Genomic DNA, 15,374 nt, shown 5'->3' with positions numbered 1-15,374 from the left:
GCCCCGTCCGAGGGACGGTTGCACCTCAGAGTAACGCATCCTCAGCAGCTCTTACGTCATACATCCATCAACACCGCTTACGTGAAAGCTCAAGACCTTGTACGTCCCTGAGCAATCTGGCCTTATCGGCCACAATATTAAACGCCTTAATATTCTCATCATGCGCCCTCCTTAAAGCGCGCCCATTTCCCGCAGGAGTTTCTATTGGCGACAACGAATTCTCAAGTTTTCTTCGTGCGCTTATTATCATGCCATAATGAGAACTAAACATTCCTCTCGGCTCAGGCGAGGGCTGACTTCCGTCCGCCATTAGCAAGTAAGCGCGTTTGGCATTTTGAATGGAACGATAATCGACGAGCGCCGAGATCTCTCCGAATGAAGCCGCATCCAGCTCAGCTGAACGTGTATTTTTCAACTCGTTTTTGAACGCAGGGGATAATTGGGCAACCTTGACCTTTCTATTAAAATATCTAAGCATTTTAGTGTCAAACACTTCAAAATCTGCCTGAGCTTTCACTCGCTTAAAAGTCAGAGCGCCATGCCAGCTCCGCCCCGATGAGTCAATTCGATTTATAGGGTCGCCGCCGCAGTAGCAATAAGAATTGATGCCACCCTCCCCGAAAGGACTAGCATCGTCACTGAATAAAAATCGCATTAATCCTGGGCTATAAGCTCGATAGCCATTACCAAGAAAATGACAGAGCGTGATCGGATCTTGAGGATACCCACAAAAACCCAAAAGTTCAGAACTGACGTTTGCGCAGTAACCATAGCAATTGTAAACGCGCCTATCTGGGACCATTTTCATATCCACTCCTCAGAAAGGAGATATGTATACCAGCGCAAGAGCAAGGTAGAAACTATCAGTTTTACTAGGTTGGAAGGCAGTCAGAAATTACCCTGTGCAGCATTTGTGCAGACTGAGTGATCGGTATGACCGCGCCAAGATTCACCGATGAAACCGCCCTCAATAGAATTTTGAAGGCGGCTTATGCTTCGATTCTTTACTGAACAGCAGCGAACGCTTCGGCAACCCGTTGCAGGTTGGCCGGGCGCAGGCCCGACATGCACACACGGCCGCTGTCGATCAGGTACACCCCGAACTCGTCACGCAGGCGACGCACCTGCTCGACGCTGAAGCCAGTGTAGCTGAACATGCCGCGCTGGCGCAGGAAGAACTGGAAGTCCTGGCCCGGCAGCAATACCGCCAAGGCGTCCACCAGGGCCTGACGCATGTCGAGGATGCGCTTGCGCATGACTTCGACTTCCGCGACCCACTGGGCGTTGAGGGCCGGGTCGCCGAGCACGCCGGCCACCAACTGGGCACCGAAGTTGGGCGGGCTGGAGTAGTTGCGGCGCACGGTGGCCTTGAGCTGGCCGAGCACGCTCTGAGTGGTGGCTTCGTCGTCGCAGACCACCGACAGCCCCCCTACCCGCTCGCCATACAGCGAGAAGATCTTCGAGAACGAGTTGCTGACCAAGCACGGCACGCCGGCGCGGGCCATTTCACGGATGGCGTAGGCGTCTTCCACCAGGCCCTCGCCGAAGCCCTGGTAAGCGATGTCGAGGAACGGAATCAGGTTGCGCGCCTTGACCACTTCCACCACTTGTTGCCACTGGTTCTGCTCCAGGTCGGCACCCGTAGGGTTGTGGCAGCATGGGTGCAGCAGGACGATGCTGTTTTCCGGCAGGATCTGCAGGGTGGCGAGCATGCCGGCGAAGTCCACGCCACGGGTGGCCTGGTCGAAGTACGGATAGGTGTGGACCTTGAAACCGGCACCTTCGAAGATGGCACGGTGGTTATCCCAGGTCGGGTTGCTGACCCAGACTTCGGAGCCTGGGAAGTAGCGTTTGAGGAAGTCGGCACCGACTTTCAGCGCGCCGGAACCACCGACGGTCTGCACGGTGGCCACGCGCTTGCCGGTGACGGCCGGGTGGTCAGCACCGAACAGCAGCGCCTGGATGGCCTGACGGTAGCTGGCCAGGCCTTCCATCGGCAGGTACAGCGAGGCTTCGTGGTCCTGGCCCGCGATGCGTTTTTCCACCGCATCCACAGCCGCCAATTGCGGCACCACGCCGGCCTCATCGTAGTACAGGCCGATACTCAGGTTGACCTTATCGGCGCGTGGGTCGGCCTTGAAGGTCTCCATCAACGAGAGGATCGGGTCGCCGGCATAGGCATCGACATGTTTGAACACAGCGTGCAGCTCCTTGGATCAGGACAGTTCGGAAAGGCTGCCCTGAGGATACCCGGAGTCGGGGCCAAGAAACATCACCTATCGTGCAAGGTTGTCTATGCAAGATTGCATGACGGGAGCGTTTTCTTCGCCCTTTGGATCGAACGCCACCTGCGCGGTGATGGCGAGCAAGGTTCGCCCCTGTCCCGCCATGCCTGTGCGACACGACCAGGTAGGAGCGAGCCTTGCTCGCGACGAAGCAACCTTGGCCTCGAACCCGCTCAGCCAATCATTCCCTGAAGGGACTCCCACTCACACTGCGTCAACGCCACCCCTTGCTCATCGGCCATTTCTCGCTCGCGGTAGCGGCGCTCGCCAGGCATGCGCGTCAACCCCACGGCCTGCATCTGCTCGACCAGCTCACGGCTGCGCTGGGCAAACCGTTCGCCTTCGGCCTTGCTGGGGTCGATGACGATGATCAACTGCCCGGTCCATGGGGTCTTGGCCCCAGGGTGCTTGGACCAATCGAACTCCCAGGAAAAGTTACCTCCGGTCAGGGCCGCCGCCAGCAGCTCGACCATCATCGACAGTGCCGAGCCCTTGTGTCCACCGAACGGCAACAACGCCCCGCCCTCGAGGATGGCCTTCGGGTCGGTGGTTGGCTGCCCATTGGCATCGACCCCCATGCCTTCAGGCAACTGTTGGTCGGCACGGGCGGCGATTTGCACATCGCCGTGGGCCATGGCGCTGGTGGCCATGTCGAAGACGATGGGGTCATGGTCGGCGCACGGAGCAGCGAAGGCGATGGGGTTAGTACCGAACAACGGCTTGCGTGCGCCATGGGGCACCACACAGGTCATGCTGTTGACCACGCTCAGTGCAACCAGGCCTTCCTCGGCGAACGGCTCGACATCCGGCCACAGGGCCGCGAAATGGTGCGAGTTGTGGATTGCCAACACGGCGATTCCGGCACTGCGGGCCTTTTTCACCAGCAGCGCACGTGCGGCTGCCAAGGCGGGCTGGGCAAAACCGCCCGCCGCATCCACCTGGACATAACCGGAGGCGACATCGGTGACCTGCGGTGTTGCGCGGCCATCGACCCAGCCGCTGGCCAGTGTCGAGACATACCCCGGAATACGGAACACCCCGTGGCTATGGGCGCCGTCGCGCTGGGCGCTGGCACAATTGTGGGCCAGCACTTCGGCCACTGCCTCACTGCAACCGTGGCGCTGGAAAATCGCTTGCAACAGCGCCTGCAACTCGGCGAAAGGCACACGCACGACGGGGCTGGTGGAGGGTGCGGACATCTGAAGCTCCTTATTGGATTTGGAGTGGCTACAGCGTTGGCAACGACAAAAACTTTCCTGCAAGTGACAGCTACCTGTCAAATGTTGACTTGATGACAGAAAACATCCATTTTCTTTTCCACGCCTCACCGGGAGCCACAGCATGAGCCAACCGATCAAGCAACGCCTGGAAAACAGCCTGCAAGGGGCCGCTGCCTCAGGCCGCAAGATCGCCACGTACATGCTCGCCAATCTGCACGAACTGCCATTCCAGACTTCGGCCAGCATCGCTGCCAAGCTGGGTGTCAGCGAATCCAGTGTCGGCCGTTTCTGCCGCGCCCTCGGTTACCCTCACCTCAAAGCGCTCAAGCAAGATCTGCAAAGCGACCTGGGCGACGGCCCCTGGCTGGTGGGTGATCGTCTGCAAGAATACCGCCAGAACCATGACCCCAGCGATATCTCTGGCAGCCTGGAGCTGGAAATGGCCGCCTTGGTACGGGTCCACGAGTATCGTCAGACCGACGCCTGGCACCAGGTCGCCCAGCGCCTGGCGCAGAAACCACGGGTATTCATCGCCGGCTTCCAGACCGAGCGCGGCGTCGCCCTGTGCATGACCCACCTGCTGCAATACCTACGCGATGGCGTGCAACAGGTCGATGGCAGCGCCGGGCACTTCGGCGAAGTGCTGCTCGGGCCCGCCGAACAGAGCGCCCTGGTGGTGTTCGAGGCCCGCCGTTATTCACGCCACGCCCTGCTGCTGTGCCAGAAGGCACGGGCCGCCGGCATACCCGTCACCCTGGTGACCGATACCTTCTGCGACTGGGCAGATGCCCACGCCGACGAAGTGTTCCGCGTACCTACCGAGTTCAATCTGTTCTGGGAATCTACTGCCCCCATGCTGTCGTGGGTGCACCTGATGGTCAACGAGGTCTGCAAGAAGCTCGGACCGGATGTTGAAAGACGCTTGGAAGCAACTGCCGCTCTACATAACGAATTCGTCGGCTACACCTCGTGGCCGTCGGGCAAACAACAATAGCAAGAGTGCAAGAGGTGCGAGATGAACAAGACCATGGCTATGGTGGGTGCGTGTGCCCTGCTGCTGGCGGGTGCTGCCAGTGCCGAAACCGTGCGCTTCGCCACAGAGGGCGGCTACCCGCCCTTCAACTATGTCGACGCCGATAACAAGCTGCACGGTTTCGACATCGACATTACCTACGCCTTGTGCGAACAGATGAAAGTCGAGTGCACCCTGGTGGCACAAGACTGGGAAGGCATCATTCCGGCGTTGATGGCGCGCAAGTACGATGCCGTGGTCGCCTCGATGATCGACACCGAGGAGCGCCGCAAAAAGATCGCCTTCACCGACCATTACTACCGTACGCCGCTGGCCGTCGCCGTGGCCAAGGACAGCAAGATCGACGACGCCCAGACCACGTTCGAAGGTTACACCGTGGGCGCCCAGTCCTCCTCCACCCAGGCGATCTACGCCGAGGACGTTTACGCCAAGGCCGGCGCCGAGGTGAAGCTCTATCCAACCATGGACGAGGCCAACGCCGACCTGGCAGCCGGCCGCCTGGACGGGGTGATCGCCGACAAGTTCCCGCTGCAGGAGTGGGTCAACAAAAATGGCAAGGATTGCTGCAAGATCCTCGGTGATGTGGCCGGGACCAAGGCCGACGCCGCCATCGCGGTGCGCAAGGACGACGATGCGCTTCGCCAGCGATTGAATACCGCCCTGGCCGAGATCGTCGCCAACGGCACTTATCAGAAGATCGCCAGCAAGTACTTCGACTTCGACATCTACAACTGACCTGCTGCCCTGTGGGAGCGGGTTTGCCCGCGAATGCGCCCGACCGGGCGACAGGTGCCGCTGTTGCTGGCACTTTCGCGGATAAACCCGGTCCTGCAGGGAGGGTAAGTGATCCCGCGTGAGGGCTTGTCATGCTCGACCAATTGTCACTTCTGTCGTTCGCCAGCGGAGGCTGGGGCCAGGCCCTGCTGGCCGGTGCCCTGGTCACTGTTTCGCTGGCCCTGGCCTGCCTGCCCATCGGCCTGCCGCTGGGCCTTGGCGTGGCCATGGCTGCGCGTTCTCGCAAACGCCTGCCAAGAGCCTGGGCGACCACCTTTTCCACCGTGTTTCGTGGGCTGCCCGAACTGCTCACCCTGCTCATCATCTATTACGGCTGCCAGATCGCCGCGCAAAAGATCCTGACAGCCATGGGCTATGAAGGTGAGTTCCTGATCAACACCTTCCTGGCCGCCATGGTCGCCTTCAGCCTGGTATTCGCGGCGTTCTCCAGCGAGATCTGGCTGGCCGCTTTCAAGACCCTGCCCAAAGGCCAGTTGGAGGCCTGCTCGGCCCTGGGCCTGGGCAAGCGCACGGCGTTCTTCAAGGTGGTGCTGCCGCAACTGACGCGCATCGCCCTGCCCGGCCTTTCCAACAACTGGCTGTCGTTGCTCAAGGACACCTCGCTGGTCTCGACCATTTCCCTGGTCGACCTGATGCGCCAGACCAATCTGGCAGTCAGCGTGACCAAAGAGCCGATGTTCTTCTATGGCGTTGCCTGCGTGGGCTACCTGCTGTTCTCGGCATTGTCGGGGCGGGTATTCGCCTGGATCGAACGACGCTGCAACCGACATCTGCAAGGAGCACGGGCATGAGCTTCGAACAACTGCTGGGCCTGGTACTAGACCCTGACCTGCTGGAGCGCTACGGGCCACGCTTCGTCGATGGCCTGCTGGTGACCGCGAAACTGGTGGCCATCTCCTTCAGTCTGGGCGCCGTCCTTGGCTTGCTGCTGGCATTGGCGAGGATGTCACACAGCCTGTTGTTGCAGCGCATGGCCGCTGGCTACATCTATTTTTTCCGGGGTTCGCCGCTGCTCGCGCAGCTGTTCCTACTTTATTACGGCCTGGGTTCGCTCAAAGGCTTCTGGCAGGACGTAGGGCTGTGGTGGTTCTTCCGCGAGGCGTGGTTCTGCACCCTGCTGGCCTTCACCCTGAACACCGCGGCGTACCAAGCCGAAATCTTCCGCGGCAGCCTGATGGCGGTCGCCCCAGGGCAGTACGAAGCCGCGCGAGCCTTGAGCCTGAAACGCTCGACCACCTTCTTCAAGGTGATCCTGCCGCAATCGCTGCTGGTGGCCATCGGCCCGCTGGGCAACGAGTTGATCCTGATGATCAAGGCCAGCGCCATCGCTTCGCTGGTGACCATCTACGACCTGATGGGCGTGACCAAGCTGGCCTTCTCGCGCAGCTTCGACTTCCAGATCTACCTGTGGGCCGCTGTGCTCTACCTGGTGATCGTGGAACTGGTACGGCGCCTGCTCAAACACCTGGAAGCCCGCCTGGGCCGCCACTTGAACTGACGGAAGGATACGTTCCATGCATTGCCAGACCCTTGTCCTCGGCGCCGGTATCGTCGGCGTCAGCACCGCGCTGCACCTGCAAGCGCGTGGTCGCCAGGTGATCCTGATCGACCGCGACGAACCCGGCAGCGGTACCAGCCACGGCAACGCGGGCCTGATCGAGCGCTCGAGCGTGATCCCCTACGCGTTCCCCCGCCAACTGGGCGCTCTGCTGCGTTATGGCCTGAACCGCCAGCCCGATGTTCGCTACAGCCTGCTGCACCTGCCCAAGGCAGCGCCATGGCTGCTGCGTTACTGGCGCCAGTCGGCTCCTGGGCGTCTGGCGGGCGCGGCCGCCGACATGCTGCCGCTGGTGCAGCGCTGCGTCGAAGAGCATGACGCGTTGATCGGTGCTGCTGGCCTCGAAGGGCTGGTGCAAGCCAAAGGCTGGATCGAGGTGTACCGCGACCCGGCCCTGTTCGAACAGGCCAAGGCCGAGATCAGGGGGCTTGCCCGCTATGGTCTGCAGTACGAGATTCTCGAGCGCGGCCAGTTGCAGGCGCGAGAGCATCAGCTCGACAGCGCGGTGGTCGGTGGCATTCATTGGCTCGACCCGAAAACCGTGAACAACCCCGGCGCCCTCACCCAGGGTTACGCTGCGCTATTCGTCCAGCGCGGCGGGCAGTTCCTGCATGGCGATGCACGCAGCCTGAGCCAGGTCGCAGGTCGCTGGCAGGTGAACAGCCAGCGCGGCCCGATCACCGCCGACGAAGTCGTCGCCTGCCTCGGCCCGCAATCCGCCCAAGTCTACGAGCGGTTGGGTTACCGCATCCCGCTGGGTATCAAGCGCGGCTACCACATGCACTACGGCACCCGTGACGGTGCACAGCTCGAACATGCGATCTGCGATACACAAGGCGGCTACGTGCTGGCACCGATGGCCCGAGGCGTGCGCCTGACCACCGGCATCGAGTTCGCCGCCAGCGACGCGCCGGGCAATGAAATCCAACTAAGGCGCTGCGAAATCCTGGCCCGCCAACTGTTCCCGGCCCTCGGCGAGCGCCTGGACGACAGCCCTTGGCTCGGTCGTCGCCCCTGCCTGCCGGACATGCGTCCGGTGATCGGGCCTGCGCCAAGGCACAAAGGGCTGTGGTTCAACTTCGGCCATGCCCACCATGGCCTGACCCTGGGCCCGGTCAGCGGCCGCCTGCTGGCCGAGATGGTCACCGGCGAACGGCCATTCACCGACCCTGCGCCTTACAGCGCTGCACGTTTCGACTGAACCCACGCGGGAGAACAACAATATGACCGCCCCCCTGAGCGTTGCCAGCCTTGCTCCTGAACCCGATCCGCGTCCAACGCTGATCAGCATCGAGGGCTTGAACAAGCATTACGGCGCCTTCCATGTATTGCGTGACATCAACCTCAAGGTGCGCGAAGGCGAGCGCATCGTCCTGTGCGGCCCATCCGGCTCGGGCAAGTCGACCCTGATCCGTTGCATCAACCGTCTGGAGGTGGCCGAGCAAGGCACCATTCGGGTCGACGGCACCGACCTTGCTGCGACCAGCCGGCAAGCTGCCCAGGTGCGTAGCGAAATTGGCATGGTATTCCAGCACTTCAACCTGTTTCCGCACATGAGCGTGCTCGACAACTGCCTGCTGGCCCCCACCAGCGTGCGCGGGCTGTCACGCAAGGACGCCGAGGAACGCGCGCGGATGTACCTGAGCAAGGTCGGCATCGAGAGCCAGGCGCACAAGTACCCCAGCCAGCTTTCCGGCGGCCAGCAACAACGGGTTGCGATTGCCCGTGCACTGTGCATGAAGCCGCGGATCATGCTGTTCGACGAACCGACCTCGGCGCTCGACCCGGAGATGGTCGCCGAGGTGCTGGATGTGCTGGTACAACTGGCTGGCACGGGCATGACCATGTTGTGCGTGACCCACGAGATGGGCTTTGCCCGGCAGGTCGCCGAGCGCGTGCTGTTCCTTGAAGGTGGTCAGATCATCGAAGACAGCCCGCCAGAGGTCTTTTTCGGCCAGCCACGCACTGCGCGAGCCAAGGCGTTCCTTGCGCAGATACTGCATTGAGGCCTGATCGTCGGCAAGCCGATGCCTGCTGGGGTTGCGGAGCCTTTGCCGGCGCCGAATTGGCGGCGATTCATTGCACGGCTGCAATGAGCCGACTGCATCGTTAAATATAATTGACCTCACCTTACGTCAAACCCTTGCCGCCTGAGGCTCGCAAGGGTTTAACCCCCCGTATTTCGGCGCCCGCCCCCCATCAAAGCCCCTGCGTGTCGTTTGACATATCGAACGGCTCTGGCAATCTATCGCTTAAGCCCCGACCGGAATCGTCGACTCGGACGAGCCGGCAGTGCTCGGGGCTCCAGGCAGCACAGAAGGCCAAGGCCGTGCGCCTGCACAACAACGACAGGTCGAACCTGTCTCAAGGTGACATATGTCCAACAGCAACATTGGCAGCAAACAACCCTCCCTGCGCAAACCCGTCGTCCTGATGACCATGGGCATGCAAGAGCGCAAAGGCCATGACTACCAGGTCATGACCCACAAATACATCACCCCGCTGGTCGAGTTTTCCGATTGCGTCCCGGTACTGGTGCCCACTTGCTGCGGTACCGAAGACCTGGAGACCTATCTGGACATGGCCGACGGCGTGTACCTGACCGGTGCTGGCAGCAATATCGACCCCACCCTGTACGGCCAGGAAAACGAGACCCCAGGCAAAGGCCAGGACAAGAACCGCGACCTGTTCGATATCCCGCTGGTCAAGGCAGCCATCAAGCGTGGCTTGCCGATCTTCGGCATCTGCCGGGGTATGCAGGAAATCAACGTGGCCCTGGGTGGTGATATCTACCAGAAGGTCTACGCAGAGCCAGGTTTCAACGATCACCGGGAAAACCCGGAAGACCCGGTCGAGGTGCAATACGCCCAGGTCCACAGCGTGAAGATCAAGCCAGGCAGCTGGCTGCGCGAAACGCTCGGTACCGATGAGATCCGCGTCAACTCGCTGCACGGTCAGGGCCTGCGCAATCTGGGTGAAGGCATCGAGCCGATCGCTCACGCCGAAGACGGCCTGGTCGAGGCCATCCACGCGCCAAGCATTTCGCCTTTCCTCTTCGCTGTGCAGTGGCACCCAGAGTGGCAAGCTGCGAAGAACCCTGACTCGATCAAAATGTTCCAGGCCTTTGGCGACGCCTGCCGCGCCCAGGTCCGCAAGGCCCAGGCCGGCAAACGCCACCTGGCGGCTTGATTCCTCTGCTTCGTTAGCTTTGATCGCGGGGCGGCGCAACGTCGCCCCCGTTTCCCCGGTCACCCTCTGCTGGTCCCAGAATACTTCCCGTGGAAGCGGGCGGCGGGCTTGTGCCTGTCTCCGCGATCGTTTTTTCCCTTTTCGCAGCCAGAGATACGATGACTGAGTGTGGTCGTCGTGACAGACCCTACGCCTGCGAGATCGAGCGCCGCCCGCGCGGCGCATCGCGAGCAAGGCTCGCTCCTACGTCTGTTTCGGGCCAACTATGCCTGTGAGATTGCCCGCGAACGCTTTGGCACCTGACGCGATATCAGGTCGTAGAAACAAGGCGGTCGCGCGCCGGCCACTGACATCACTGGCCCGAAACAAGCGTAGGAGCGAGCCTTGCTCGCGATGCGCCGCGCGGGCGGCGCTCGATCTCCACCCCACCGCATACCCCAGTGTTTGTTTCGCGCCAATGAATCCCGAGGGATTGGCGTGCAAACGCTTCAGTGCACGGCGCGATATGAGGTCGTACAAACAAAACGGTCGCGCATCGGCCACTGACATCACTGGCCCGAAACAAGCGTAGGAGCGAGCCTTGCTCGCGATGCGCCGCGCGGGCGGCGCTCGATCTCCCCCCCACCGCATACCCCAATGTTTGTTTCGCGCCAATGAATCCCGAGGGATTGGCGTGCAAACGCTTCAGTGCACGGCGCGATATGAGGTCGTACAAACAAAACGGTCGCGCGCCGGCCACTGACATCACTGGCCCGAAACAAGCGTAGGAGCGAGCCTTGCTCGCGATGCGCCGCGCGGGCGGCGCTCGATCTCCCCCCCCACCGCATACCCCAATGTTTGTTTCGCGCCAATGAATCCCGTGGGATTGGCGTGCAAACGCTTCAGTGCACGGCGCGATATGAAGTCGTACAAACAAAACGGTCGCGCATCGGCCACTGACATCACTGGCCCGAAACAAGCGTAGGAGCGAGCCTTGCTCGCGATGCGCCGCGCGGGCGGCGCTCGATCTCCCAGGCGCTACGCCTCTTCGGACATACGCCGCAAATCCCAAGACAAGCACCACCCAAGCAAAAAATCCCCAAAAGGGACTAGCCACCACCATAGTTGTACGATAACTTACATCCATCGCTAAACATCACTCGTCACCCAAGCGCCATAGGATGCCAACAACAATGACTCCACAAGAACTCAAATCCATCCTCTCCCACGGCCTGCTGTCGTTCCCGGTAACCGATTTCAATGCCCAGGGCGATTTCAACCAGGCCGGCTACATCAAACGCCTGGAATGGCTCGCCCCCTATGGCGCCAGCGCCCTGTTCGCCGCAGGCGGCACCGGTGAATTCTTCTCGCTGGCCGCCAGCGAATACAGCCAGATCATCAAGACCGCGGTCGACACCTGCGCCACGTCGGTGCCGATCCTCGCCGGCGTCGGCGGCTCCACCCGCCAGGCCATCGAATATGCGAAGGAAGCCGAGCGCTTGGGCGCCAAAGGCCTGCTGCTGCTGCCACACTACTTGACCGAAGCCAGCCAGGACGGCGTTGCAGCCCATGTCGAGGCCGTGTGCAAATCGGTGAACATCGGTGTGGTGGTCTACAACCGCAATGTCTGCCGCCTTAACGCGGTACAGCTGGAGAGGCTGGCCGAGCGTTGCCCGAACCTGATCGGCTACAAGGACGGCCTGGGTGACATCGAGCTGATGGTGTCGATCCGTCGCCGTCTGGGCGAACGCTTCAGCTACCTGGGTGGCCTGCCGACCGCCGAGGTGTATGCTGCCGCCTACAAGGCACTTGGTGTGCCGGTCTACTCGTCGGCGGTATTCAACTTCATCCCGAGAACTGCGATGGACTTCTACAACGCCATCGCCCGCGACGACCACGCCACCGTGGCCAAGCTGATCGACGATTTCTTCCTGCCATACCTGGACATCCGTAACCGCAAGGCCGGTTACGCCGTCAGCATCGTCAAGGCAGGGGCCAAGCTCGCCGGCTACGACGCAGGGCCGGTACGCACCCCGCTGACCGACCTGACTGGCGAAGAATACGAAATGCTCGCAGCGCTGATGGACAAGATGGGTCCGCAATAAGCGCCCCCGGCGGCCTGCCATCGCCGCCACCGGAGTGGGATGCCCCACTCCGGCTACAACTCGTGAGCCCGCACAAAAATAACTAGTGGGAGTATTGCCAGCATGCAAGCGACTAAAAAGACGCATGTGCGCTACCTGATCCTGTTCATGCTGTTCCTGGTGACCACGATCAACTATGCCGACAGAGCAACCATCGCCATCGCAGGTTCCAGCCTGCAGAAAGACCTCGGCATTGACGCCGTAACCCTCGGTTATATCTTCTCCGCCTTCGGATGGGCTTACGTGGCTGGCCAGATTCCTGGTGGCTGGCTGCTCGATCGTTTCGGTTCCAAGAACGTCTACGCCTTCAGCATCTTCACCTGGTCGCTGTTCACCCTGCTGCAAGGCTTCGTCGGCGGTTTGCCCGTGGCCTGGGCAGTGGTGACCCTGTTCACCCTTCGCTTTCTGGTCGGTTTTGCCGAAGCCCCGTCGTTCCCGGGCAATGCCCGCATCGTCGCGGCCTGGTTTCCTACACAGGAACGCGGCACCGCCTCGGCCATCTTCAACTCGGCACAATACTTCGCCACCGCATTGTTCGCCCCGATCATGGGCTGGATCGTGTTCAGCTTCGGCTGGAAGCACGTATTCGTGGTGATGGGCGCGCTCGGGATCCTGTTCTCGATGGTGTGGATGAAGACCATCTACAACCCACGTCAGCACCCACGCATCAGCCAGGACGAGCTCGAACACATCGAGCAGAACGGCGGCCTCGTGGACATGGACCAAAAGCGTGGCGATAACGCAGGCCCCAAATGGGGCTACATCAAGCAACTGCTGACCAGCCGCATGTTGCTGGGCGTCTATCTTGGCCAGTATTGCATCAACGCCATCACCTACTTCTTTCTCACCTGGTTCCCGGTATACCTGGTGCAGGAACGTGGCATGACCATCCTCAAGGCCGGCTTCATCGCCTCGCTGCCGGCAGTGTGCGGCTTCATCGGTGGCGTGCTTGGCGGGGTGATCTCGGACTGGCTGCTGCGACGGGGCAACTCGCTGACCTTCGCCCGCAAGCTGCCCATCGTCTGTGGCCTGCTGCTGTCGACCACCATGGTCTTCTGCAACTACGTCGATGCCGAATGGATGGTCGTAGGATTCATGACCCTGGCCTTCTTCGGCAAAGGCATCGGCGCGTTGGGCTGGGCAGTGGTCGCCGACACCTCGCCCAAGCAGATCGCCGGGTTGTCCGGTGGCCTGTTCAACACCTTCGGCAACATTGCCTCGATCACCACGCCAATCGTCATCGGCTACATCATCAGCGCCACCGGTTCGTTCAAGTGGGCGCTGGTGTATGTAGGCGCCAACGCGCTGGTGGCGGTGTTCAGCTACTTGGTGATCGTCGGCCCGATCAAACGGATCGAGTTGCGCGACGACCCAAAGACTGAAGCCGAGCTACGCGCCACTGGCGAGCTGGCCAGCTCTCGCCACTGACAGAGCACGCCCGCGCCGGCGGATGCCGTGGGCGGGCGGACGTACAACGCCTGAATCTGACAAACAGGGCCCCCATATGCAGTTGATCGAACACTCAGACTCGCCCCGCTACGTTCGCCTTCACGACGACGATAACGTCGTGGTGGTGGTCAACGACGGCGGCCTGGGCGAAGGCGCCCGCTTCGCCGACGGCCTGACCTTGATCGAGGGTGTACCGCAGAGCCACAAGGTCGCCACCGTGAACATCGCCAAGGGCGAGCCGGTGCGCCGTTACGGGCAAATAATCGGGTACGCCCTTGAGGACCTGCGCCAGGGCAGTTGGGTCCAGGAAAGCCAACTGGCCATGCCAGCGGCCCCGGCACTGGACAGCCTGCCACGCTGCGACGCAGTGCCCGCGCCCCTGCCGCCACTGGAAGGCTTTACCTTCGAAGGCTATCGCAATGCCGATGGGACCGTCGGTACCCGCAACATCCTTGGCATCACCACCACGGTGCAATGCGTGACCGGCGTTCTCGAACATGCGGTCAAGCGCATCCGCAGCGAACTGCTGCCCAAGTACCCGAACGTCGACGACGTGGTGGCACTGACCCACAGCTACGGCTGCGGCGTGGCGATCAATGCGCGCGACGCCTACATCCCCATCCGTACCGTGCGCAACCTGGCACGCAACCCGAATCTCGGCGGCGAGGCATTGGTCATCAGTCTGGGTTGCGAAAAGCTACAGGCCAGTCAGGTGATGCACGATGACGACCCGTCGGTGGACCTCAGCGAACCGTGGCTATACCGCCTGCAGGATGCCAGCCTGGGCTTCGTCGAAATGATCGAGCAGATCATGGAACTGGCCGAAACGCGCCTGAAGAAGCTCGATCAACGCCGCCGCGAAACGGTACCCGCCAGCGAGTTGATTCTGGGCATGCAGTGTGGTGGCAGCGATGCCTTCTCGGGCATCACCGCCAACCCAGCGCTGGGGTTTGCCGCTGACCTGCTGGTACGCGCCGGCGCTACCGTACTGTTCTCGGAAGTGACTGAAGTGCGCGACGCCATCTACATGCTCACCTCCCGCGCCGAGAATCAGGAAGTCGCCGATGCCCTGGTGCGCGAGATGGACTGGTACGACCGCTACCTGCAACAAGGCGCGGCCGACCGCAGCGCCAACACGACACCGGGCAACAAGAAAGGCGGCCTGTCCAACATCGTCGAAAAATCCCTGGGCTCTATCGTCAAGTCCGGTAGCAGTGCCATCCAGGGTGTGCTTGGCCCTGGCGAGCGGGTCAAGCGCAAAGGCCTGATCTTCTGCGCCACCCCCGCCAGCGATTTCGTCTGCGGCACGCTGCAACTGGCCGCAGGCATGAACCTGCATGTGTTCACCACCGGTCGCGGCACGCCTTATGGCCTGGCCATGACGCCGGTGGTCAAGGTCTGCACCCGGACCGAACTGGCCCAGCGCTGGCCTGACCTGATCGACATCGACGCCGGGCGCATTGCCAGTGGCCGTTCGACCCTCGAGGAACTGGGCTGGGAGCTGTTTCACTACTACCTGGACGTGGCCAGCGGCCGCAAGCGGACCTGGGCCGAGCAGCACAAGCTGCACAACGACATCACGCTGTTCAACCCGGCGCCGATCACCTGATACGCCACCTGCCCTGTGGCGGCCGGCTTGTCGGCGATTGGAGTGCGCAGCACTCGCCCAGCGCCTGGCGCCTACAGGAACGACGTTGTCCTCCAGTCTTTTTCTCCAAAGGA

Annotated in this window: 13 protein-coding genes; 10 read left to right on the top strand and 3 right to left on the bottom strand. The window is 61.6% G+C overall.

The window, feature by feature from the left end; genetic code table 11:
* Positions 1 to 67: 67 nt before the first annotated feature.
* The 3 genes from IF103_RS10935 to IF103_RS10925 all read right to left on the bottom strand — a co-directional run bounded on the left by IF103_RS10935 (position 68) and on the right by IF103_RS10925 (position 3,484).
* Complete coding sequence (locus tag IF103_RS10935) at positions 68 to 808, bottom strand: RHS repeat-associated core domain-containing protein (RefSeq protein WP_202676105.1); 741 nt, start codon at positions 806 to 808, stop codon at positions 68 to 70.
* 196 nt (positions 809 to 1,004) lie between these two features.
* Positions 1,005 to 2,198, bottom strand: a complete 1,194-nt coding sequence (locus IF103_RS10930) for an amino acid aminotransferase (RefSeq protein WP_023380343.1) — start codon at positions 2,196 to 2,198, stop codon at positions 1,005 to 1,007.
* A gap of 260 nt (positions 2,199 to 2,458) precedes the next feature.
* A complete protein-coding gene (locus tag IF103_RS10925) occupies positions 2,459 to 3,484 on the bottom strand; it encodes an Ldh family oxidoreductase (protein WP_202676104.1) in 1,026 nt (341 codons plus the stop codon).
* Positions 3,485 to 3,626: 142 nt separating this feature from the next.
* Here IF103_RS10925 and IF103_RS10920 point away from each other — a divergent pair, with 142 nt between their 5' ends.
* The 10 genes from IF103_RS10920 (at position 3,627) to garD (ending at position 15,261) form a co-directional block, all read left to right on the top strand.
* Complete coding sequence (locus tag IF103_RS10920; RefSeq protein WP_023380341.1) at positions 3,627 to 4,499, top strand: MurR/RpiR family transcriptional regulator; 873 nt, start codon at positions 3,627 to 3,629, stop codon at positions 4,497 to 4,499.
* A 21-nt stretch (positions 4,500 to 4,520) separates the two neighbouring features.
* Positions 4,521 to 5,273 carry a transporter substrate-binding domain-containing protein gene (locus tag IF103_RS10915; RefSeq protein WP_023380340.1) on the top strand — a complete coding sequence of 251 codons (753 nt, stop codon included), beginning with the start codon at positions 4,521 to 4,523 and terminating at the stop codon, positions 5,271 to 5,273.
* Positions 5,274 to 5,404: 131 nt separating this feature from the next.
* Positions 5,405 to 6,124: an ABC transporter permease gene (locus tag IF103_RS10910; protein WP_023380339.1), complete on the top strand. Its 720-nt coding sequence runs from the start codon at positions 5,405 to 5,407 to the stop codon at positions 6,122 to 6,124.
* Positions 6,121 to 6,831 (top strand): ABC transporter permease, encoded by a 711-nt coding sequence (locus IF103_RS10905; protein ID WP_023380338.1) that lies wholly within the window; start codon positions 6,121 to 6,123, stop codon positions 6,829 to 6,831. Before IF103_RS10910 ends, IF103_RS10905 begins: the two co-directional genes overlap by 4 nt.
* Positions 6,832 to 6,847: 16 nt before the next feature.
* Positions 6,848 to 8,092 carry an NAD(P)/FAD-dependent oxidoreductase gene (locus tag IF103_RS10900; protein ID WP_023380337.1) on the top strand — a complete coding sequence of 415 codons (1,245 nt, stop codon included), beginning with the start codon at positions 6,848 to 6,850 and terminating at the stop codon, positions 8,090 to 8,092.
* Between the two features lie 22 nt (positions 8,093 to 8,114).
* Positions 8,115 to 8,897, top strand: a complete 783-nt coding sequence (locus tag IF103_RS10895; protein ID WP_023380336.1) for an amino acid ABC transporter ATP-binding protein — start codon at positions 8,115 to 8,117, stop codon at positions 8,895 to 8,897.
* Between the two features lie 370 nt (positions 8,898 to 9,267).
* Positions 9,268 to 10,080, top strand: coding sequence for a gamma-glutamyl-gamma-aminobutyrate hydrolase family protein (locus tag IF103_RS10890; RefSeq protein WP_023380334.1), 813 nt, complete (start codon positions 9,268 to 9,270; stop codon positions 10,078 to 10,080).
* Positions 10,081 to 11,252: 1,172 nt separating this feature from the next.
* Positions 11,253 to 12,164, top strand: a complete 912-nt coding sequence (gene kdgD / locus IF103_RS10885; RefSeq protein WP_023380333.1) for a 5-dehydro-4-deoxyglucarate dehydratase — start codon at positions 11,253 to 11,255, stop codon at positions 12,162 to 12,164.
* A gap of 102 nt (positions 12,165 to 12,266) precedes the next feature.
* Positions 12,267 to 13,631 (top strand): MFS transporter, encoded by a 1,365-nt coding sequence (locus tag IF103_RS10880; RefSeq protein ID WP_202676103.1) that lies wholly within the window; start codon positions 12,267 to 12,269, stop codon positions 13,629 to 13,631.
* 76 nt (positions 13,632 to 13,707) lie between these two features.
* Positions 13,708 to 15,261, top strand: coding sequence for a galactarate dehydratase (garD, locus tag IF103_RS10875; protein WP_023380330.1), 1,554 nt, complete (start codon positions 13,708 to 13,710; stop codon positions 15,259 to 15,261).
* Positions 15,262 to 15,374: the final 113 nt, after the last annotated feature.

The organism is Pseudomonas sp. SK2, assembly GCF_016772395.1.
Classification (GTDB): Bacteria; Pseudomonadota; Gammaproteobacteria; order Pseudomonadales; family Pseudomonadaceae; genus Aquipseudomonas; species Aquipseudomonas taiwanensis.
This window is presented reverse-complemented; position numbering and strand designations above follow the sequence as displayed.

Coding starts and splice junctions, on each gene's coding strand:
- IF103_RS10935 (WP_202676105.1), bottom strand. CDS start 808: ATGAAAATGGTCCCAGATAGGCGCGTTTACAATTGCTATGGTTACTGC.
- IF103_RS10925 (WP_202676104.1), bottom strand. CDS start 3,484: ATGTCCGCACCCTCCACCAGCCCCGTCGTGCGTGTGCCTTTCGCCGAG.
- IF103_RS10920 (WP_023380341.1), top strand. CDS start 3,627: ATGAGCCAACCGATCAAGCAACGCCTGGAAAACAGCCTGCAAGGGGCC.
- IF103_RS10915 (WP_023380340.1), top strand. CDS start 4,521: ATGAACAAGACCATGGCTATGGTGGGTGCGTGTGCCCTGCTGCTGGCG.
- IF103_RS10910 (WP_023380339.1), top strand. CDS start 5,405: ATGCTCGACCAATTGTCACTTCTGTCGTTCGCCAGCGGAGGCTGGGGC.
- IF103_RS10905 (WP_023380338.1), top strand. CDS start 6,121: ATGAGCTTCGAACAACTGCTGGGCCTGGTACTAGACCCTGACCTGCTG.
- IF103_RS10900 (WP_023380337.1), top strand. CDS start 6,848: ATGCATTGCCAGACCCTTGTCCTCGGCGCCGGTATCGTCGGCGTCAGC.
- IF103_RS10895 (WP_023380336.1), top strand. CDS start 8,115: ATGACCGCCCCCCTGAGCGTTGCCAGCCTTGCTCCTGAACCCGATCCG.
- IF103_RS10890 (WP_023380334.1), top strand. CDS start 9,268: ATGTCCAACAGCAACATTGGCAGCAAACAACCCTCCCTGCGCAAACCC.
- kdgD (WP_023380333.1), top strand. CDS start 11,253: ATGACTCCACAAGAACTCAAATCCATCCTCTCCCACGGCCTGCTGTCG.
- IF103_RS10880 (WP_202676103.1), top strand. CDS start 12,267: ATGCAAGCGACTAAAAAGACGCATGTGCGCTACCTGATCCTGTTCATG.
- garD (WP_023380330.1), top strand. CDS start 13,708: ATGCAGTTGATCGAACACTCAGACTCGCCCCGCTACGTTCGCCTTCAC.